General features: G+C 61.1%; 15 protein-coding genes and 1 pseudogene. 8 read left to right on the top strand and 8 right to left on the bottom strand.

All coding sequences use genetic code 11. The features are described 5' to 3' along the window. The first annotated feature begins 69 nt into the window (after positions 1-69). Complete coding sequence (locus tag ACTG20_RS16070) at positions 70-474, top strand: hypothetical protein (protein ID WP_005359258.1); 405 nt, start codon at positions 70-72, stop codon at positions 472-474. Positions 475-692: 218 nt separating this feature from the next. Beyond that, positions 693-1,421: an MgtC/SapB family protein gene (locus tag ACTG20_RS16075; RefSeq protein WP_064336900.1), complete on the top strand. Its 729-nt coding sequence runs from the start codon at positions 693-695 to the stop codon at positions 1,419-1,421. Between the two features lie 91 nt (positions 1,422-1,512). Here ACTG20_RS16075 and ACTG20_RS16080 read toward each other — a convergent pair whose 3' ends face one another. The 8 genes from ACTG20_RS16080 to grpE all read right to left on the bottom strand — a co-directional run bounded on the left by ACTG20_RS16080 (position 1,513) and on the right by grpE (position 12,301). Next, entirely contained in the window at positions 1,513-2,523 is a 1,011-nt protein-coding gene (locus ACTG20_RS16080) for a substrate-binding domain-containing protein (protein ID WP_194495909.1), read from the bottom strand. Between the two features lie 27 nt (positions 2,524-2,550). Further along, positions 2,551-3,966 carry a glycoside hydrolase family 32 protein gene (locus ACTG20_RS16085; protein ID WP_194495908.1) on the bottom strand — a complete coding sequence of 472 codons (1,416 nt, stop codon included), beginning with the start codon at positions 3,964-3,966 and terminating at the stop codon, positions 2,551-2,553. Beyond that, positions 3,966-5,330, bottom strand: a complete 1,365-nt coding sequence (locus ACTG20_RS16090) for a sucrose-specific PTS transporter subunit IIBC (protein WP_043818633.1) — start codon at positions 5,328-5,330, stop codon at positions 3,966-3,968. Before ACTG20_RS16090 ends, ACTG20_RS16085 begins: the two co-directional genes overlap by 1 nt. Before the next feature lie 83 nt (positions 5,331-5,413). Then, positions 5,414-6,370, bottom strand: coding sequence for an aminoimidazole riboside kinase (locus tag ACTG20_RS16095; RefSeq protein WP_194495907.1), 957 nt, complete (start codon positions 6,368-6,370; stop codon positions 5,414-5,416). Positions 6,371-6,485: 115 nt separating this feature from the next. After that, positions 6,486-7,991 (bottom strand): carbohydrate porin, encoded by a 1,506-nt coding sequence (locus tag ACTG20_RS16100; RefSeq protein WP_194495906.1) that lies wholly within the window; start codon positions 7,989-7,991, stop codon positions 6,486-6,488. Between the two features lie 264 nt (positions 7,992-8,255). After that, the gene (dnaJ, locus tag ACTG20_RS16105; RefSeq protein WP_194495905.1) at positions 8,256-9,398 is read right to left on the bottom strand and encodes a molecular chaperone DnaJ; all 1,143 of its coding nucleotides are present in this window, start codon (positions 9,396-9,398) and stop codon (positions 8,256-8,258) included. A gap of 101 nt (positions 9,399-9,499) precedes the next feature. Next, positions 9,500-11,428: a molecular chaperone DnaK gene (gene dnaK, locus ACTG20_RS16110; RefSeq protein ID WP_076492355.1), complete on the bottom strand. Its 1,929-nt coding sequence runs from the start codon at positions 11,426-11,428 to the stop codon at positions 9,500-9,502. Between the two features lie 297 nt (positions 11,429-11,725). Next, positions 11,726-12,301 (bottom strand): nucleotide exchange factor GrpE, encoded by a 576-nt coding sequence (gene grpE / locus ACTG20_RS16115; protein WP_005338036.1) that lies wholly within the window; start codon positions 12,299-12,301, stop codon positions 11,726-11,728. A gap of 291 nt (positions 12,302-12,592) precedes the next feature. Between grpE and nadK the strand changes: the two genes are divergently transcribed. The 6 genes and pseudogenes from nadK (at position 12,593) to ACTG20_RS16145 (ending at position 21,339) form a co-directional block, all read left to right on the top strand. After that, complete coding sequence (gene nadK / locus ACTG20_RS16120; RefSeq protein WP_005338038.1) at positions 12,593-13,477, top strand: NAD(+) kinase; 885 nt, start codon at positions 12,593-12,595, stop codon at positions 13,475-13,477. Between the two features lie 251 nt (positions 13,478-13,728). Continuing rightward, positions 13,729-15,393: a DNA repair protein RecN gene (recN, locus tag ACTG20_RS16125; RefSeq protein WP_439987803.1), complete on the top strand. Its 1,665-nt coding sequence runs from the start codon at positions 13,729-13,731 to the stop codon at positions 15,391-15,393. 306 nt (positions 15,394-15,699) lie between these two features. Continuing rightward, the gene (locus ACTG20_RS16130; protein ID WP_194495903.1) at positions 15,700-16,590 is read left to right on the top strand and encodes a manganese-dependent inorganic pyrophosphatase; all 891 of its coding nucleotides are present in this window, start codon (positions 15,700-15,702) and stop codon (positions 16,588-16,590) included. A 249-nt stretch (positions 16,591-16,839) separates the two neighbouring features. After that, positions 16,840-18,003 (top strand): macrolide transporter subunit MacA, encoded by a 1,164-nt coding sequence (gene macA, locus ACTG20_RS16135; protein ID WP_194495902.1) that lies wholly within the window; start codon positions 16,840-16,842, stop codon positions 18,001-18,003. Then, positions 18,000-19,973: a MacB family efflux pump subunit gene (locus tag ACTG20_RS16140; protein WP_194495901.1), complete on the top strand. Its 1,974-nt coding sequence runs from the start codon at positions 18,000-18,002 to the stop codon at positions 19,971-19,973. The genes macA and ACTG20_RS16140 overlap by 4 nt, the downstream gene beginning before the upstream one ends. 2 nt (positions 19,974-19,975) lie before the next feature. Then, positions 19,976-21,339 (top strand): annotated as a pseudogene (locus ACTG20_RS16145) (efflux transporter outer membrane subunit). Positions 21,340-21,456: the final 117 nt, after the last annotated feature.

Below are 21,456 nucleotides of genomic sequence, written 5' to 3' on the forward strand. Positions count from 1 at the left end.
TGGCAACCAGAGGCCAATCGCCACGGTCGCCATGCCTGCATAGTTTCTGCTTCCCACAAGGAGGCTGCTATGCGTTTTATCTCAATCAAACCGGCTGCGGATCGCGCGGTAGCAACAGGTTCTGTTGCTACCCGTGCTCACCCCCTGTTGAGCCGGCTCGGCCGTGGCATGTTGCCACGCTGGCTGGGCGGCAAACAGCGTCAGCACCACTACCGGCTGCAGATCCGCTGTGAGGATCGCGCCGATATGGAGCAGGTGCTGGATATGGTGAACCACACGTTGCAACCAGCGGGGCTGCAACCGATGCAATCGATGAAGCCGGGTCGCGGCGGCGGGCGAGAGCTGGTGCTCAACCTGCAGTGCACCCCGCCCCAGCGCCGCTATCTGGTGCAGTTTGTTCATCAGGTCGGGGTGGCACATCCGGTGCGCTGGCAACTGCGCCCGCGCATCGACTGCGATCCCGAGCTCAACTGAACGCTCATCTGCGTTAACCACAGTGAAAGGGGCCAGCCACGCTGGCCCCGCTTGTTGCGTCCTCTCCGAGCGTCAGGGCATCTGATGATGCTCGCGCCCCGGGACGCCGCGTTTTTGTTTTTCTGCTGGCCAGCCGCGCAATCATCCCCTGATCCATCCGCCTCCCGGCGTTTCATCATGGATTGCGCCAAGCCAGCACTTATCGGAAGGAGTACGCCATGAAGATGTGGCAACAAATTGACATGATCTCCCTGCTCGACACCCTGGCCAGCCTGCTGCTCGCCTTTGTGCTCGGCAGTCTGGTCGGGCTGGAGCGCCAGTACCGCCAGCGTACCGCGGGTCTTCGCACCAACGTGCTGGTCGCCGTGGGGGCCGCCCTGTTCGTCAGTCTGGCCCAGCGCATCTATGACCTGCACGGCGGCAACTACAACGTGGTCCATGTGGTGGCCTATATCGTCTCCGGCATCGGCTTTCTCGGTGCCGGCGTCATCATGCGCGAATCAGGCAATATCCGCGGCATCAACACCGCCGCAACCCTCTGGGGTGTCGCTGCTGTCGGCGCCGCCTGTGGCGCCGGGCTGGCCATGGAGGCAATTCTGGGCGCCCTGTTCGTGCTGGCCGCCAACACTCTGCTGCGACCGCTGGTCAACCAGATCAACCGTCGCCCGGTGGACAATACCGACACCGAAGTGACCTACAAGGTGACGGCCCTGACCCAGCGCGAGCATCAAAAAGAGGTGCTGCACTGGCTCGAAGAGATGCTGGAGCAGGCCAACTACCCCTTGAGCGAACTCGATATCGAGCCGTTTGGCGCGGGGGATCTGGAGATCTCGGCGGTGCTGCTGGCTACCTCCATCGATGGCGACGAGCTGGATGCCCTGATGCAAAAGCTGGCCATCCACCCCCATATCAAGCAGGTGTTCTGGCGCACCAGTACCACCGACTGAGCTGCCGGTCAGAGGAACGAGCCATCCGCCCGCAGCAAAAAGCCCCGCCAGCAATGGTGGGGCTTTCTCATATGGGATGGGCGAAGAGTGGCTAGCGGCGACTGCGCCAGCGCACCCTGGGGGTGATCACCTGGGCAGTCTGTGCGGGAGGACTGCCCGCAATCAGTTGCTGCATCAGCTCGAAAGCGGCGTGGGCCAGCGCCGGACAATCCTGCGCCACCGAGTCGATGCGCATGGGAATGCAGTCGAGCAGGTCGTGATCGTCGAAGGTGCACAGGCGCATGCCTGTCTCCATCAACCCCGCCTCGTTGAGGTAGCGCAGTACCCCTTCCAGCAGGGTAAAGGAGGCGGTAAAGAGCCCCCTGGGGGGCGCTCCCAGCTCGGCCACCAGCTCAGCCATCAGCTGATAACCGGAGCTCGGCTGATAGTCGCGATGACGCACCCGGGCAGCATCGGCTTCAAAACCGGCGCGATGAAGCCCCAGTTCATAGCCCGCCAGCCGGTGACGGCTGGGGGAGAGATCCAGCAAACCGCCGAAGTAGTAGATCTCCTCGCCGCACTCGCTGGTCATGTCCCGCACCAGCTCGGCGGTGGCCTTGCAGGCATCGGAGATCACCATGGGCAGGCGCGACTCGCCAATATGGCGGTCGAGCTGTACCACCGGCAGGCGGTCGTGGATGCGGGCATAGATGTCATCGCTGTGGCCGCTGGAGGCGACAATCAGCCCATCCACCTGGCGGCTGATGAGGTTGTCCACCACCCGCTGCTCGAGAGCGGGATCATCCTCGGAACAGGCGATCAGCAGCTGGATGCCCGCCTCCCGGCAGTGCGCCTCGAGGGCGCGGGCGATGCGGGCAAAACCGAAGTTGGTGAGATCGGGGATCACCAGTCCCCAGGTGTAGCTGCGGGTCTCGCGCAGGGAGCGGGCATGAAAGCTCGGCAGGTAGTGACACTCCTCCGCCACCGCCTGAATGCGCTTGCGGGTATCGTCGGCAATCCGGTACTCCGCACTCTTCCCATTGAGCACCAGACTGGCGGTCGCCTTGGACACCCCCGCCAGTTCGGCGATCTGGGCAATCGTGATCCGTTTCTTCTTCTCCACCTGGCCTCCCGGCTAACTAGAACCGGGCTATTGTACTAGGCACGCCGACAGCGGCCAGTGATTGAGGCAAATTTTGCAGCCATCATCGCCGTTACCTGATGATAGTTGCGGCTTTTCCCCTGGGAAGTAGCGCGCCGACAGGCTGTGACGACCCTCATCGATGAAACACTCCAGACTGGAGCGATCACACAGCACGGTGATCCGCCCGCCAGCCCATGGGCTGCTGCGGGTCTCCCACGCTCCGCTCTGCCAGTTCTGGCGCCGCAAGATGAGGCGCCCCGGCTGCCACACCAGCTCGGCCACGGCGCCGAACCAGAGACTCCCCTCACCGCAGAGATCCAGATCGAGCCAGGCCGAGTCGATGGCCAACCCCGGAAACTCGCCAAGCGTCCCCTCGAAGCGGGTCAGCTCTCCCTTCAATGCCGCCAGCTCCGCCACCGGTCGCTGGCAGAGCCACTCATCCTGCCAGAACAACTCCCGCGGGCAGCTCATCTGGTGGATCCAGCCGTGAGCGACAGTAGGTTGGCTCATCTCGTTCTCCTCCGGCAGTCCCAGCCAGCCAAACAAGAGGCGGCGCCCCTGACTGTCTCGGGTGGTTTGCGGCGCATAGAACTCGAAGCCCCGATCCAGCTCGTGGAAAGCCCCGTGCTCGAAGCGCTCGCCGTCGAAGTTGCCAGAAAGCCAGCCGCACTGGTAGAGGTTGCGATAGTCCTCGCCTGCCGGGGCAATCCCCTGCGGGCAGCTGATCAGCACATGGCGCTCCCCCAGCGGGAAGAGATCCGGGCACTCCCACATATAGCCAAACTCACCCAGCCCCCCTCGCCCGCTACCGGCGATGGGGCCCACCCGCTGCCAGCTCTGCAGGGTGTCGCCGCGATAGAGCAGCACTTCCCCCTTGTCATCCAGGGTGCGGGCTCCCAGCACCATCAGCCACTGCTGGCCGTCGTGCCACACCTTGGGGTCGCGCACGTGGCCGCTGTAGCCTTCTGGCAGATCCAACACGGGCCCCAGCTTGGCAAAACCACCCTCACCGTCGGCGCGGGCCAGACACTGATAGGCGGTGCGGCTGCCATCCGGGTATTTGACATTGCCGGTGTAGATAAGGGTCAGACGCCCCTGCTCGTCGCTCACCGCAGAGCCCGAATAGCAGCCGTGGCTCTCATAGGCTTCGGTGGGCAACAGCGCCACCGGCTCGTGCTGCCAGTGCAACAGATCGGTGGAGGTGACATGGCCCCAACCCTTGTTGCGGTGCTCGCAGCCCAGCGGATTCCACTGGTAGAAGAGGTGGTAGCGCCCGTCGTGCTCGATGAAACCGTTGGGATCGTTGAGCAGCCCCACCGGGGCTGCCAGATGCCAGCGGGGCCGATGGGGATCGGCCGCCGCCTTGAGCTGTCCGGCCAGCAGCGACCGGACAATCTGGTTGAGAAGATCGCTTTCCTTCATCACTCCACCTTGTACTTGAGCAGGTAGGAAGCGGCGAAAGCGGCGCCAAAGGCGATCACCAGCCCAATGATGTAATGAATAAGGCTCATGGGCTGGACGATGGCCATGCCGGGAATACCGGTCAGCCCCACAGCCGTCATCCCCACCTTGGCCGCCACCACGTAGGCGCCGCCGCAGGCCCCGCCAAACAGACCGGCGAGGAAGGGTTTGATGTAACGCAGGTTCACCCCGAAGATCGCCGCTTCCGTGATACCCAGCAGGCAGGACATGGCAGCCGGTACGGTAATGGCCTTGATCTTCACGTCGCGAGTCTTGAAGTAGACCGCGAGGCAAGCCCCACCCTGTGCCACGTTGGCCATAGCCCAGATGGGCAGCAGGAAGTTGACGCCAATTTGCGGATTGGCCAGCAACCCCGCCTCGATGGCGTGGAAGCTGTGATGGATGCCGGTGATGACGATAAGCGAGTAAGTGCCACCAAATACCAGCCCCGCCAGCCAGCCTGCCTGCTCATAGAGGGCGCTCAGACCGAACGAGATGCCATCCCCCAGCACCCGACCCGCCGGGCCGATAAAGAGCAGCGCCACAAAGCCGGTGATGATGACGGTGAGGAACGGCGTGAGGATCAGATCCAGCGCATCCGGAATGCGCTTGCGCAGCTGTTTCTCCAGATGGGACATAAACCAGACCGCCAAGAGCACCGGGAAGACGGTGCCCTGATAGCCGATCATGGCGACATCGAGCCCGAAGAAATCCATGGTCTTGAAGCCACCGGCCACGCCCCAGGCGTTGGTTAGCGCCGGGTGGGTGAGGATGCCGCCAAGGGTCGCCCCGAGGTACGGATTGCCGCCAAACTCACGTGCTGCCGTAAAGCCGATGAGGATCGGCAGGATGATAAAGGCCGCCGAGCTGAACATGTCGAGCATCACAAACAGGGCGCTGTCGGCATTGGCCCAGCCGTAGGTGCGCACCATGCCGAGCAGCCCCATCAGCAGGCCCGAGGCGACGATGGCCGGAATGATCGGCACGAAGATGTTGGAGAGGGTTCGCGCCAACCGCTGGGCCACGTTGAGCTTGGCCGCCGCCATGTCGGTCAGCTCCGCCTTGCTGGCGGTGCCGGTACCGGTCAGCGCCACAAACTCCGCGTAGACCTTGTTGACCAGACCGGTGCCGAAGATCACCTGAATTTGGCCCGCGTTGCTAAAACACCCCTTTACCCCCTCCAGCTTGTCGATGGCGGCCTTGTTCACCTTGCTGTCATCGGCCAGCACCAGCCGCAGCCGGGTGGCGCAGTGAGCAGCGCTGACGATGTTCTCCTTGCCCCCGAGCAGGGGCACCAGATCCTTGGCTATCGCACTGATATTCATATTCTTCCTCTTATGACCCGCCACGCTGGCGGGCCCTTGTCACATGAGAGTAGGGGCTGTCGAGCCGGGCTTCTAGCCGCAGATCAACAGCCGCTTGCGCCTGATCGCAAAAAGGCATCCAGTTCGGTGCGGGTCGGCAGCGCCGTCATCGCCCCCTTGGCGGTGGTGGCGAGCGCCCCGCAGCCGTGGGCCTGAGCCAGGATGGCGGGTAGCTCGGCCAGAGTCGGCAGCGACGAGCGCCCGGCCAGCGCCGCCAGCAGACCGGCGACGAAGGCATCCCCCGCCCCCGTGGTATCGATGGGCGTCACTTTCTGCCCCACCCACTCCAGCAACTCGCCATCAAGGTGAGCCACCACCCCGGCCGCCCCTCTGGTCACCAGCATCAGCGCCGGGCCAGAGAGAGTTGCAAGCCCAGCGACCAGTTCATCCTCGCCGCTCAGCAGTTGCAGCTCCTCAATGGAGAGCTTGACCACATCCGCCTGTGCAATGGCCTGACGCACCAGCGGCAGCATCTCGGCGGGGTTGCCCCACACTTCGGGGCGCAGGTTGGGGTCGAAGCAGACCCGCCCGCCGGCCGCCTTGATGGCCGCCATGGCCTGCAGGCAGCTGGTGCGTACCGGCTCGTTGGCGAGCGCGATGGAGCAGGTGAGCAACCACTGACCGGCATCGAAGCGGGGCAACTCATTTGGGGTGAGGAACTGGTCGGCACTGGGGCGCACCATAAAGGTGAAGCTGCGCTCCCCCTCGTCATCCAGTTCTACCAGCACGGTCGAGGTGCGATGGTCAGGATCGAGCCGCAGCGCGGCCACATCCACCCCCTCCCCGCTCAGGGTGTCGGCCATAAAGCGGCCGAACGGGTCAGCACCAACCCGACCGATAAAGGCCGCATCGCCGCCCAGCCGTACCACGCCAACCGCCACATTGGCGGGCGCGCCACCCGGACACTTGAGGTAGTGCAACGCCCCTTCCGGGATCAAGTCCACCACCGCATCCCCCATTACCCACACACGATTCGTCACCTTGCTACTCCACTGCTGCATCGGATCCTCGGTCAAACCCGAACTCTGTTCTGTTGGCTGGCATTATCAGCTAAACCGTTTTAGCCAACCAACAGATCTCGGCACCGTCTGCCATTTTTGTGATCGGGATAACGAACTAGAACCAGGTTTCCATCTGTACGCCAAAGTTCCACTCGCCACCGGCGGTGAAGTTGCTCTGGCCCATGGCATCGTCGCTGGCGTAGTTGTCGAGCTCGGAGGACCAATCCATCCAGCTGGCGAACACCCGCAGTTCGGGCCGCTCGAAGAATCCGGCGGTCTGCGCCTTGAAGGTGGGGGCGAAGGTGAGCTTGGTGAAGTTGCCGTTCACCGCCTGACGTCCCTTGTAGCCCTTGGGATCGAGATCCATGTACTGCCAGGCTGCCTCGTAGACCAGCTCGACGTTCTGGCTCAGCACCTGCGCCACCCGGGTATTGACGGTGAGCCAGCGGTACTCGTCCCCTTTCACGTAGCGATCCTGACTCTGCTCGGCCAGTAGGGCTGGGGCAAAACGCCAGCGCGAGTTGAGATCGGTGGCGCCAAACACGGCGACCCGCACCGCATCGGCGTCCGGCAACAGCTCGCTGTCAGAGCCCAGCCCCTTGACCTCGGCCCCCAGCCCATGACCATACAACACCGCCGCCTTGGCAAAACCGGGGTTGATGCCGAAGAAGCTCTCGCCTTGGTAGGCCAGCAGGGTGTGTGCCCCCTTGTCCGCCGCCTCGCTGCCCGCCCCCTTGTCATTGATGCGGGCGTCATTGTCCTTGGCCGAGAGACCATTCACCATCCACTGCCAGTTGCCCACGCGGTTGTTCATGGTGAGGATGTAGCTCTCGATATCGGAGAGACCGCTGGCGCTGATATCGCCGTAATCGCGGCCATAGAGGGAGAAGTTGGCCTTCCAGCTATCGGCCAGCTGCACGTCATAGACACCGCCACCGGTACCGGCCAGGAACACCACGTCGGAGTCGAGCCAGTGGATGTCAAAGTTGTCCCGGTCAAAGCGCTTGCCCGCCCACAGCACCGCATTCTTGAACGGGCCGTCGAAGCTCGCCAGATTGCCGATCTCGGCAAACACCTGACGGGTATTGAGGCTTGAATCGCTGGCGGTCCAGTCGTTGCTGGTCTCCACCCCGTCCGCCAGCATCAGCTTGTAGCGGGCCCAGCTGCCATCCTCGAAGGTCTGTGTTTTCAACAGGTTGGCCTCCATATAGGTGTCATCCTCGTTGCCAAGGCGACCGACAGCCCCGCCCACGGATCCTGCCGGGGTGAGGTAGGGGCCGCCGCGCCCGCCATTGCCATTGCTGTTGACCAAGAGGCCCGAGCGGGCGTAGCCGTGAAACTCGAAACCCTGGGCGCCGGCGGTCTTCGCATCCACCTTCTGGCTTCGGTTGTCGGCCACCTGCGCCTGCTCGCTGGCCGCGCTCGCCTTCACTTCCGCCTGACTGGCACGGCTCTCTGCCGCCTCAGCTCTCGCTTCGGCCGCCTGCACCCGCGCCTCCAGCGCCGCCAGTCTGGCCTCGACACTCTCTCCTCCGACACTCCCCTGCGCCGCCCACAGCGGGCTGCTCATCCCCAATCCCAGCGCTACCGCCAGCGCCAACTTGCTCTTGAACATCATCATCTTCCTCACCTGTCATCTGTGGCCCGAACGGGCGCTGTTGTTATCGACAACCAGAGCATAGCTAAACCGCTTTAGCTAACTCAATATGACAACTAAACCGTTTCAGCAAACGTGTGAGCGGGATAACATTTGTACAGCAGGAATTGGTGGGAGTTGTGAGGAAGATCCCTCATCAGGATCCACTCAATAGGGCGGATCCTGGCTAAATGACGGGCAAAAAAAGAGCCGGCGCAGGGCCGGCTCTGTTTATTCGGGTGGCTGAAATCAGCGGGTCAGATCGTCGAAGAAGCGTTTCACCCCTTCGAAGAAGCCTTCCGATTTCGGCTTGTGGGTCTTGGCGGCGGCGCCGCTGAAGGATTCGTCCAGCTGGCGCAGCAGCTCTTTCTGCTGCTCGGTGAGGTTGACCGGGGTCTCGATCACCACCTTGCACATCAGATCCCCTACCTGACCGGAGCGCACGGACTTCACGCCCTTGCCACGCATGCGGAACATCTTGCCGGTCTGGGTCTCCGGAGTGACCTTGAGCTTGACGCGGCCATCCAGGGTCGGCACTTCAATCTCGCCACCCAGCGCAGCTGCGGTGAAGCTGATGGGCACTTCGCAGTAAAGGTTGTTGCCGTCACGCACGAAGATCTCGTGCTCTTTGACGTGCACCTGTACGTAGAGATCCCCTGCCGGAGCCCCTGCCTCCCCCGCTTCCCCTTCGCCGGAGAGACGGATGCGATCGCCGGTATCGACGCCCGCCGGAATTTTCACCGACAGGGTCTTGGTCCGCTGGTAGCGGCCTTCACCGTGGCACTTGCGGCACGGATCCTTGATGATCTTGCCGCGACCGTGACAGTGCGGGCACGCCTGCTGCACCGCGAAGAAGCCCTGACGCATCTGCACCTGGCCGGAGCCGTGGCAGGTCGGGCAAGTCTGGGCACTGCTGCCGGTGTGGGCACCGGAGCCGTTACAGACTTCGCAGTGAACCAGGGTCGGTACCTTGATCTCCTTGGAGACCCCGCGTACCGCCTCTTCCAGCGTCAGCTCCATGGTGTAACGCAGGTCGGAGCCACGGGCCGGGCCACGACGAGCACCACCACGGCCACCGCCGAAGATGTCACCGAATACGTCACCAAACATGTCGGCGAAGTCGGCACCGCCGCCAAAGCCACCGTGGCCACCGCCACCCTGGCTCGGGTCGACACCGGCATGGCCGTACTGGTCGTAACGGGCACGCAGGTTGGCATCGGTCAGGACCTCGTAGGCTTCCTTGACCTCTTTGAACTTCTCTTCGGATGCGGCATCACCCTGATTACGATCCGGGTGATACTTCATGGCCAGGCGCTTGTACGCCTTCTTGATCTCGCGATCGTCGGCATCTTTCGCCACACCCAGTACTTCGTAGAAATCGCGCTTCGACATACTCATCCTGTGGTTACGCAGACGGGCGTTGGTTACCCAACGCCCGTGAATTCATTGACCAAGCCGATGGGCGAAGCGGACTCCGCCCATCTGGGTAGGGCTTACTTCTTGTCGTCTTTCACTTCTTCGAACTCGGCGTCGACTACGTCGTCGTCAGCCTTGGCAGAAGAGGAGGACTGACCGGCATCAGCACCGGCTGCACCCTGGGCCTGAGCCTGCTGCTGGGCAATTTCCATCAGCTTCTGGGACGCTTCCAGCAGAGCCTGCTGTTTGGCTTCGATAGCAGCCTTGTCGTCACCCTTGATGGCCGCTTCCAGCTCGCTCAGAGCGGTTTCGATCTTGGTCTTGTCGTCGGCAGGCAGGGCTTCACCGGCTTCGGTGATCTGCTTGCGTACGGAGTGGACCAGACCATCAGCCTGGTTGCGAGCCTGTACCAGCTCTTCAAACTTCTTGTCTTCGGCCGCGTTGGCTTCGGCTTCGCGTACCATGCGCTCAATCTCGTCATCAGACAGACCAGAGGAGGCCTGGATGGTGATCTTCTGCTCTTTGTTGGTCTCTTTGTCTTTCGCAGAGACGTGCAGGATACCGTTGGCATCGATGTCGAAGGTCACTTCGATCTGCGGCAGACCACGCGGTGCCGGACGGATGCCTTCCAGGTTGAACTGGCCCAGAGACTTGTTGTCGCTGGCGCGCTTGCGCTCACCCTGCAGCACGTGAATGGTCACGGCAGACTGGTTATCTTCGGCAGTGGAGAACACCTGGGACTTCTTGGTCGGAATGGTGGTGTTCTTCTCGATGAGCGCAGTCATCACGCTGCCCATGGTTTCGATACCCAGAGAGAGCGGGGTCACGTCCAGCAGCAGTACGTCGGTCTTGTCACCGGACAGTACGGCACCCTGGATGGCAGCGCCCATGGCCACGGCTTCGTCCGGGTTGACGTCTTTACGCGGCTCTTTGCCAAAGAACTCGGCAACGGTCTTCTGAACCAGCGGCATACGGGTCTGACCACCAACCAGGATCACGTCGTCGATCTCACCAACGGCCAGACCGGAGTCTTTCAGGGCAACACGAACCGGCTCCAGAGAGTCCTTCACCATGTCTTCCACCAGGGATTCCAGCTTGGCGCGGGTCACCTTGATGTTCATGTGCTTCGGACCGGTGGCATCTGCAGTGATGTACGGCAGGTTGACGTCGGTCTGCTGGGCAGAAGAGAGCTCGATCTTGGCTTTCTCGGCGGCATCTTTCAGACGCTGCAGCGCCAGCTGGTCGTTGCGCAGGTCGATGCCCTGCTCACGCTTGAACTCGTCTACCAGATAGTTGATGACGCGGTTGTCGAAGTCTTCACCACCCAGGTGGGTGTTACCGTTGGTCGCCAGTACTTCGAAGGTGGTTTCGCCTTCCACTTCGTCGATCTCGATGATGGAGATATCGAAAGTACCGCCACCCAGGTCATATACGGCAACCTTGCGCTCGCCCTTGACCTTGTTCACGCCGTAAGCGAATGCAGCAGCAGTCGGTTCGTTGATGATGCGTTTTACATCCAGACCGGCGATGCGACCGGCATCCTTGGTAGCCTGACGCTGGGCGTCGTTGAAGTAGGCCGGAACAGTGATAACGGCTTCGGTTACCGGCTCACCCAGGTAGTCTTCAGCGGTCTTCTTCATCTTTTTCAGCACTTCGGCAGAGATCTGCGGCGGTGCCATTTTCTTGCCCTTCACTTCAACCCAGGCGTCGCCGTTGTCAGCTTTGGCGATGGCGTACGGCATGATTTTCAGGTCACGCTGCACTTCTTCATCTTCAAAACGACGACCGATCAGACGCTTGATGGCGAACAGGGTGTTTTTCGGGTTGGTGATGGCCTGACGCTTGGCCGGCTGACCAACCAGGATCTCGCCATCATCGGCATAGGCAATGATGGACGGAGTAGTACGATCGCCTTCTGCGTTCTCGATCACGCGAGCAGTGTCGCCATCCAGAATAGCGACGCAGGAGTTGGTAGTACCCAGGTCAATACCGATGATTTTACCCATTTGACGAATCTCCAAATACTTTGAATAAACTGGCGAGGAACTCGCCTTAATGCGTTAACGGCTAGGTGGGGGCTGCCAATCTGGCTTTCAAGCTCCCGGCATCAAATTTTTTGTGCCGCCGCGGCCTTGCTACCTATATGGGGTCGCCAGACGCAGCTTCAAGCCCCAACCCTAAAAAACCACACCCTTTGTCATTGTTGCGCGGTCACGTTGAGCCGTAAACCGGGCAAGATGAACAGGTGCTGCACTGCGAAACAAAAAGCCCGCCACAGGGCGGGCTCGGGCACCCACAGCCAATCAGTCGACCGCTTTGGCGATCATCACCATGGCAGGACGGATCACCCGACCGTTGAGGTCATAGCCCTTCTGCATCACGGCAATGACGGTGTTCGGGGCCACATCGGCACTCGGTACCATGCTCATCGCCTGATGGGCGTTGGGGTCAAACGGCTGGTTGATCGGGTCGAGCGCCACCAGACCAAACTTGGCCACGCCGCTCTGCATGGATTTCAGGGTCAGCTCGACACCTTCGATCATCGGCTTGAGGGCTTCGTTCTCCTTGTCGGCCAGTTCGATGGCACGCTCAAGGTTGTCCAGCACCGGCAGCAGTTCATTGGCGAACTTCTCCAGAGCGAATTTGTGCGCCTTCTCCACATCCAGCTCGGTACGACGGCGCAGGTTCTCCATCTCGGCGGCGGTACGCAGGGCGCGTTCACGCTCTTCCGCCGCTTTTTGGATGGCGGTTTCCAGCTGCGCTTCCAGTTCGGCAATGCGGGCCTGCTCGGCTGTCACTTCACTGTCTACATCGGTCGGCTCGACTGGCTGGGCTTCCACTTGCTCCATCGCTTCAACCTTTTGCTCTTCGTGGTTCATGACATCTCCAATTCCGGGGTTACTTATGAGGGCCCTGACGTCTGGTTGAGCGACCGGACGACAACAGACCGACTATGTTGGCGCTATTATGGGGATGCATCCCCGGCTTTCAAGGGGTAAAGGGCAATCTGGGTTGCTGAATAGCTGCAACCGTCGGTTTATCCGGGTTACCGCTCACCGTTTAACCATTAGCCTCAAGGGGATAGCCGGCCCCGTCACACGGGAGAGCGTCACAAGCGGAGCAAAGCACTGTATACTGGCCCGCAATACCCATCCCAGACCTGACTGACTATGGATTCTCCGTTCAAAACCATCGCCCTGATTGGCAAACCCCACCATGAGGGGGCTAACCAGACGCTGACCGGCCTGCATCAATACCTGACCGCCCGCGGCTTTCGGGTACTGGTGGAGAGCCGGGTCGCCCAGACCCTGAGCATCCTCGATGAAAACGTGATGGATCTGGTGCAACTGGGCCAGCAGGCCGATCTCGCCATCGTGGTCGGCGGCGACGGCAACATGCTGGGGGCGGCGCGGGTGCTGTCACGCTTCGATGTAGCAGTGATCGGGGTCAACCGGGGTAACCTCGGCTTTCTGACCGATCTCTCGCCGCAGGATTACCTGCTGCCACTGGAGCAGGTGCTCTCCGGCCACTACAAGAGCGAACACCGCTTCCTGCTGGAAGCCTCGGTCTATCGCCACGGCGAGCGCAAGTCGAGCAATCTGGCGGTCAACGAGGCGGTACTACACCCGGGCAAGATCGCCCATATGATCGAGTTCGAGGTCTATATCGATGGCAGCTTTATGTATAGCCAGCGCTCGGACGGCATCATTGTCGCCACTCCGACCGGCTCAACCGCCTACTCCCTGTCGGCAGGTGGCGCCATCCTCACCCCCAAGCTCAACGCCATCACGCTGGTGCCCATGTTCCCGCACACCCTGAGTAGTCGCCCCATCGTGCTCGATGCCGACAGCGAAGTGCGGCTGCTGGTCTCGCCGGACAATCAGGACGATGCCATGCAGGTGAGCTGTGACGGCCAGGTGACGCTGGCGGTCCACCCGGGGGACGAGATCCTCATCAAGAAGAGCCACCACCAGCTTCATCTGGTGCATCCCCTCGACTACAGCTACTTCCACGTGCTGCGCAACAAGCTCGGCTGGGGCAGCAAGCTGTTTTAATCGGCGCTGACCGACAACGGCATTGCCAGAGAAGGGCGCCAGAATTGGCGCCCTTCTCTTTTCTGTCGTGGCAACGTCCCCTGCACTCTCATACCCGTACCGCGTACCAATGGCCAGTACCGCATTTTCATAGCCATACCACACTGGCTCGGCTTTCCTGTGTTAAAAATAGCGGCGCCCTCTTTACTGTATATAAGACCAGTATATACTGGATGCATACACAGTAATGTTGACCTATACAGGATGAGACCATGCTGACCCAGCTGACCGTCAACAACTTCGCCATCGTCAAGTTTCTCGAACTCGATCTGCAACCGGGCATGACCTGCATCACAGGTGAGACCGGTGCCGGTAAATCCATCGCCATTGATGCTCTCGGTCTCTGTCTCGGAGAGCGGGCCGAAGCGGGCATGGTGCGACCCGATAGCGATAAAAGCGAGGTCAGCGCCCGCTTCCTGCTGGACAACAACCCGGCCGCCCGCGCCTGGCTCGCCAACAACGAGCTGGAAAACGAAGGTGAGTGCATCGTGCGGCGAGTCATCTCCGCCGAGGGGCGCTCACGCAGCTATATCAACGGCGTGCCCGTCCCCCTCACCCAGCTCAAGAATCTGGGCCAGCTACTGGTCAACGTGCACGGTCAACATGCCCACCAGATGCTGCTCAAACCCGACTACCAGCTCGCCCTGCTCGACGGCTATGCCGGTCACCATCTGCTGCTCGACGAGGTGCGCCAGCACTATCAGCAGTGGCGTCAACTGCAAAACGAGCTGAACCGGCTCAAGGCCGAACAGCAGCAGCGGGAAGCCCGCCGCCAGCTGATCGAGTATCAGGTGCAGGAGCTGGACGAATTCGCCCTGCAACCGGGGGAGTTCGAAGAGATAGAGGAGGAGCACCAGCGTCTCGCCAACGGCACAGAGCTGATGCAAGAGTGTGGGGCTTGCCTCGATCTGCTCTATGACAACGAAGAGACCACTATCGCTGGCCTGCTGCAATCAGCCGTCGATCGGGCCGAGGGGCTGGTCAGCATGGACAGCCGCCTCACCCCGGTACTGGAGATGCTGAACGAAGCACTGATCGGCGTGCAGGAGAGCCACAGCGAACTGCGTAGCTACCTCGATCGGCTAGAACTGGATCCCGAGCGTTTTAACGAGCTGGAGGCCCGCCTCTCCAAGGCGATCAATCTGGCCCGCAAGCACCATGTCAAACCGGCAGATCTGGCTCAGTACCATCAGGAGCTGGCCTCTGATCTTGCTCGCCTCAACTCCGATGAAGAGCGGTTAGAGGGGATGGAAGATGAGCTGGCCGAGGCCCGTCAGGCTTTTGTCCAGGCCGCCGAGGCCCTGAGCCAGAGCCGTCAGCGTTACGCCCAGGAGCTGAGCGCCAAGGTAACCAGCAGCATGCACGAACTGGCGATGCCCGATGGCCGCTTTGCCATCGAGGTGCGCCCCGATGCCCAGAGCAGCCTCTCTCCGCTGGGTATAGATCGGGTCGAATTTATGGTCACCACCAACCCAGGTCAGCCCATTCAGCCACTTGGCAAAGTGGCCTCAGGCGGTGAACTGTCGCGCATCAGTCTCGCCATCGTGGTGATTAGCGCCCGCAAGATCTCCACTCCGACCCTGATTTTCGATGAGGTGGATGTGGGGATCAGCGGCCCGACCGCCGCCGTGGTAGGTCGCCTGCTGCGCCAGCTCGGGGAGTCCACTCAGGTGATGGTGGTCACTCACTTGCCTCAGGTGGCAGGCAACGGCCACCAGCATATGGTGGTGAGCAAGCATACCGATGGCAAAACCACCGAAACCCAAATGAGTGCCCTTGATGAGGCTGCCCGTCTCAATGAGCTGGCACGCCTGCTCGGTGGCGACCAGATCACCGACAACACCCTGGCCAATGCCCGCGAGCTGCTGCGCCGCTAAATCAGGCGATAAGCCGATTTGCAGCGATGGCGACTGATAGCGCTGACAGAACATGCTGACTGCACAGGCACGAACGAGTGCCATAGCCTGCACAGTCAGCAATAGCCAATAGCCAATAGCCAATAGCCAATAGCCAATAGCCAACTGTGAGAACCGAACTCGCGTCAGGATTACCGACCCAGATCAATAAAATGGCGAGTTAGGCGAAGCTGGCAGCAACATGGGCGTGGATCCGGTTGCCTTCATGTGGCGGATTTCGCATAGTGTTGCCCCCCTTTATGGGTATCCAATTGTGAGGCTTTGTCTATGATCCACGTTTTTGGTCACAAGAATCCTGATAGCGACAGTATCTGCAGTGCGCTGGTTATCACCGACTGGCTCAATGGCCAGGGCCGTCAGGCCACCCCATGGCGTCTGGGTGACCTGCGCACCGAAACCCGTTTTATTCTGGAGCAGGCTGGCGTCAGCGAACCCGAGTTGCTGACCAAAGATCTGACCGGTGAAGATGTCTGGCTGGTGGATTTCAGTGATCTGGAACAGGGCCCCGCCACACTGGCACAAGCCAATGTATTGGGTCTGGTGGATCACCACCGTCTCGGTACCCTGGTCACCCAGTCTCCGCTGGATGCCTGGATCCGGGCCGTCGGCTGCACCTGCACCATCGCCTTCGATCTGCTGAGCCAGCAAGGCACCGTGACCCGCAGCCAGGCTCGCCTGATGCTGGGCGCCATCATGAGCGACACCCTCTGTCTCACCTCGCCGACCACCACCGAACAGGACAAGATCGCCTGTGAGCGTCTGGCACCGCTGGCCGAAGTATCGCTGGCCGAATTCGGCCAACAGCTGCTGATGGCGAAAACCGACCTGAGCGGCCTGACTCCGGCTCAACTGCTGCAGCAGGATGAGAAGGCATTCCAAGCCGAAGGTCTGAACTTCATCATGAGCCAGATTGAAGTGGGCAGCGAACAACAGCTTGCCGACAAGATCGAAACCCTGCAGCAGGAGATGGCCCTGCGCGTGGAGAGCGAAGGGCTCGACTTCTTCGTGCTGATGGTGACTGACCTGACGGCCGCAGCCAGCCGTATCTACTTTACCGAGCACGCCAAAGTACCGGCAGAGTCCAGCTACCACCCGGGCTTTGTCAGCCGCAAGAAGCAGGGTCTGCCCTGGGTGATGGATCTGCTGGCCAAGGCCTGATCTTCCCTCGCCATCACCTATTTCAAAGCCCTGCCTCTGCGCAGGGCTTTTTCATCGCCACCACCAGCCGCCCCCCCCCCCTCTTGCTGATCATGTTGCTCACGACTGCGGCCTCTCGCTTACTCCTTTCTCGGCTTATTGACAGTTAACGCCATAACTTTGCTTACATATTTGCGGCTGTTATTTATCAGGGCTTTGCTGCAGGATAATCGCCGCGCACAACCTTTTCCGTTTCCATTCAGGTGATCGATGAACATAACCCCCAAGCAGAGAACCCTGGCCATCACCATGTTGATCGCCGGGGTGCTCCTCGGCTGGCTACTCTGGCCCAGTCAACCACCCAAGGCGATGCTGACCGCTCAGGTGACCCGCGAGGATATTGCCCAAACTGTACTGGCCAGTGGTGTGCTGCAGGCCGTGGAGCAGGTGGATGTGGGGGCCCAGGTCTCCGGTCAGGTTACCAAGCTGGCCGTCGAGGCTGGTGATCAGGTCAAGCAGGGAGACCTGCTGGCCGAGATCGATCCCCTGATTGCCCAGAACAACCTCAAGACGGCCGAGGCGGAGCTTGCCAGCAACCGCGCCCAGCTCAAGATCAAGCAGGCGCAACTCAAACAGAACGAGCTCGCCTGGCGGCGCCAGCAGCAGATGTTCAAGCAGGAGGCGAGCTCACGGGCCGATCTGGAGAGTGCCGAGGCACTGCTGGCTGTCACCCGCGCCGAATTACAAAACAGCCAGGCCAATATCGACAACGCCCTGATCAAGGTTGATCGGGCCAAGACCGAGCTGGGCTACACCAAGATCCTGGCGCCGATGGATGGCACCGTTATCAGCATTGTGACACGTCAGGGCCAGACCCTGGCTGCCAGCCAGACGGTGCCGACCGTACTCAAGCTGGCCAACCTCGAGACCATGACGGTCAAGGCGCAGATCTCCGAAGCAGATGTCACCAAGGTAAAAGCCGGCATGCCGGTCTACTTCACCCTGATCGGCGATCCGGATACCCGCTATCAGGGTACGCTTCGCGCCGTGGAGTTAGCGCCTACCAACATCAACGATCAGGCCACCACAGGCACCACCACCAACAATGCGGCTGTCTACTACTACGCCCTGTTCGATGTGCCCAATCCCGACCATACCCTGCGGGTGGCAATGACTACCCAGGTGACCATAGTGCTCGGCGAGCGCAAGCAGGTGCTCACTGTGCCGCAAACCGCCCTCGGCAAGTCGCTGGGTGACAACGAGTATGAAGTCACCGTGATCAAGGACGATGAAACAACCGAAACCCGCCATATCAAGACTGGTATGAAGGACGAGATCCGCATTGAGGTGATCAGCGGGCTGAGTGAGAAGGAGGAGGTGCAGCTCAATCACGGAGCCCCCGCCGACAATGATGAGATGGCGGTGATGCTATGAGTGAGCCCCTGAACCAGCTGCCGTTGATCCAGCTGAAAGGGGTCGAGCGACGCTACCAGAGCGGCGACAGCGAAGTCACCGTGCTCCACCCTCTTGATCTCACTATCACGGCAGGAGAGATGATCGCCATTGTCGGCGCGTCCGGCTCCGGTAAGTCGACCTTGATGAACCTGCTGGGTTGTCTCGATAGCCCGAGCGGCGGCCAGTATCTGTTTCGCGGTCAGGACACCGCCACCATGGATGCGTTGGCGCTGGCCCGGCTGCGCTGCCACCACTTCGGCTTTATCTTTCAGCGCTACCACCTGCTGCCCCATCTCGATGCCGCCGCCAACGTGGAGATCCCAGCTGTCTATGCCGGTACCAGCCGCCCGGATCGCCAGGCGCGCGCGCGTCAGCTGCTGGACAGACTGGGGCTGGCCGATCGCAGCCACCATACCCCGGGCCAGCTCTCCGGCGGTCAGCAGCAGCGGGTCAGTATCGCCCGGGCGCTGGCCAATGGCGGCGAAGTGATCCTCGCCGATGAACCGACCGGCGCACTGGATAGCCAGAGCGGCAAGGAGGTGATGGCGATCCTCAAGGAGTTGCACGCTCAGGGCCACACCATCATTCTGGTCACCCACGATATGAACGTGGCCAGCCATGCCGACCGTATCATCACTCTCAAAGATGGTCGGATTGAACAAGATAGCGGCCCCTGCCAAACGGCCGTGTTGGCTCCGGCCACCGCCGTAGCCCCTAAAAAAATAGTGCCCACTAAAAGTGCCATGGGCCACGACTGGGATCGTTATCGGGAAGCGGGACGGATGGCGATGCATGCCATGCTCGCACACCGGATGCGCACCTTCCTCACCATGCTCGGCATCATCATCGGCATCGCCGCCGTAGTGAGCGTGGTCGCCCTTGGTCAAGGGGCACGCGCCAAGGTGATCGACCAGATCAATGCGATGGGCACCAACACCATCGAAATCTTCCCGGGCAAAGGATGGGGCGATGAGAAGATGGCCAGCATCCAGACCCTCAACAAGGGAGATCTCGATGCTCTGCTGGGGCAACCCTATCTTGCGGGCGCCAGCCCCGAGATCGGCAGCTCAGGCCAGTTGCGCTATCGCAACAAGACCAACAGCGGCAACGTGACCGGGGTCGGCAACGACTATTTCAAGGTAAAGGGGATGACGCTGGTCAGTGGTCGCTTACTGGAGTGGCAAGATATCCAGCAGCGTGCCGCCGTCGCCGTGGTGGACAAGAAGAGTATCACCAGCCTGCTTGGCAAGGAGGAGCCGGTCGGCAAGGTGGTACTGGTCGGCACCTTGCCGGTGCGGATTGTCGGTGTGGTTTCGCAGGAGACCGGCTTTGGCCCCACCAGCCAGTCAGTCAATATCTGGCTGCCCTACAGCGCGGTGATGAGTCGCCTCATCTCGCAGCACCACTTCAGCCAGATCACCATCCGGGTCAAAGACGGGGTACAACCGGCACTGGCCGAGCAGGCGGTGATCGAGCTGATCACCAAGCGCCACGGGGTGAAGGATTTCTTCACCTTCAGCAGCGACAGCATCATCAAATCGGTAGAGAAAACCACCGCTACCATGACCCTGATGGTCTCGGCCATCGCGGTGATCTCGCTGATCGTCGGCGGGGTGGGCGTGATGAACATCATGCTGGTGTCGGTGGTCGAACGCACCCGCGAGATCGGCATTCGCATGGCCGTGGGCGCCCGCCAGTCAGATATTTTGCAGCAGTTCCTGATTGAGGCTGTGATGGTGAGCCTGCTGGGGGGGATCTTCGGCGTTGGCCTCTCGCTAGGCATTGGCGCGCTCTTTTCACTGTTGGTGGACTCCATCAAGATGCAGTTCTCGCTCTTCTCCATCCTGATGGCCTTTGGCTGCTCGTCACTCATCGGGATCCTGTTTGGTTACCTGCCGGCACGCAATGCGGCGCGGCTCGACCCTGTTGTCGCACTGGCGAGGGAATAACAATGCACAAACTCTCCTGGCTGGCTCTCTCTATGGCCCTCAGCGGCTGCAGTCAGCACAGCACCTATCAAAGACCCGAGCTGACGATTGCCCCCACATGGCAACAGGCAGAGGGCACCCAACTGGCTACGCAGGCTGGCCCCTGGTGGCGGAAATTTCATGATCCCCAGCTCGACAAATTGGTCGAGGCGGTTCTGGCCGCTAACCCGGACATGCGTGTGGCGGCCCTCAAGCTCAAAAGCACCCGACTTGGGGCCGAGCAGGCCGATACCAACCTAACCCCCTCGGTCAATGGCACTATCGCAGCCAGTGGCAACAAGGATCTGAAAACCGGCAAAGACACCAACAGTCTGGGCCCCTCGCTGAGCCTCAGTTACGAAGTGGATTTGTGGGGCAAGCTTGCCTCGGTGCGAGATCAGGCAAGCTGGGAGGCGGCGGCAAGCGAGCAGGATCTCGCCAGCACCCGACTACTGCTGATCGGCAATACCCTGGAGCAGTATTGGCAGCTCGGCTATCTCGGCTCTGCCATCGCACTCGGAGAACAGCAGCTGGCCAACCTGACGCGAACCAAGCAGCTGACCCAAACCAAATACCAGGCTGGCGCCATCACCCGGCTGGATCTGGCGCAGGCACGCCAGCAACTGGCAGGAAAACAGGCTGAACTGGCCTCACTCAAGGCGCAGCGGGAGCAGGCTCGCAATGCCCTGCGTCTGTTGCTGGGCCGCAGCAGCGGGCCGCTGGAGTATGCACCCGCTTCCCTTGCAAAGCAGAGCATTCCTGAACTTGCGGTGGGTATTCCAGCCGATGTGCTGGCTCGCCGCCCCGATGTCAAAGCGGCCGAATTGCGGCTGCGCAAGACGCTGGCAAAGGGGGACGAGATCCGCACCAGCTTCTACCCCAGCCTGACCCTGACCGGCAGCGCCAGCACCGCATCCGATAGATTGGCGCAGGTGCTGCAAAATCCGGTAGGTACGCTGGGAGCCAGCCTCGCCCTCCCCTTCCTTGAATACAACCGCACCCAGCTCGCCATCGAAAGCTCAGAGCTGGATTACCAGATTGCTGAAACCGAGTTTCGCAAACAGCTCTACACCGCACTGGTGGAGGTGGAAGACAACTGGCCGCACGCCACTATGGCCAGCAGCGACTCGATTATCTGCAGGAACAACTGAGTTATGCCCAGGAGGCCGAACGACTGGCCAAGGCTCGCTTCCAGGCGGGTGCGACCGGCGTGCAAGCCTGGCTTGATGAGCAGAACCGACTGTGGGATGCCCAGCAGAGCCTGCTGGCCCAGCAAAAAGAGCAGCTCACCACCACAGCCAAAATCTATCGCGCCCTGGGTGGCAGCGATAGTGTGACGCCCCGATAGCGCTTCACCTGGCTATTCCCCACTCTGCCTACAGAGTGGGGAATATCATCGCCATAGACCATACCGAATTTCCTCTCCCACACTGCTGCCGAACTTCATTACCCATTATCAGGGGCA

This window comes from Aeromonas sp. 84A (genome assembly GCF_051919345.1).
Lineage (GTDB): Bacteria > Pseudomonadota > Gammaproteobacteria > Enterobacterales > Aeromonadaceae > Aeromonas > Aeromonas veronii.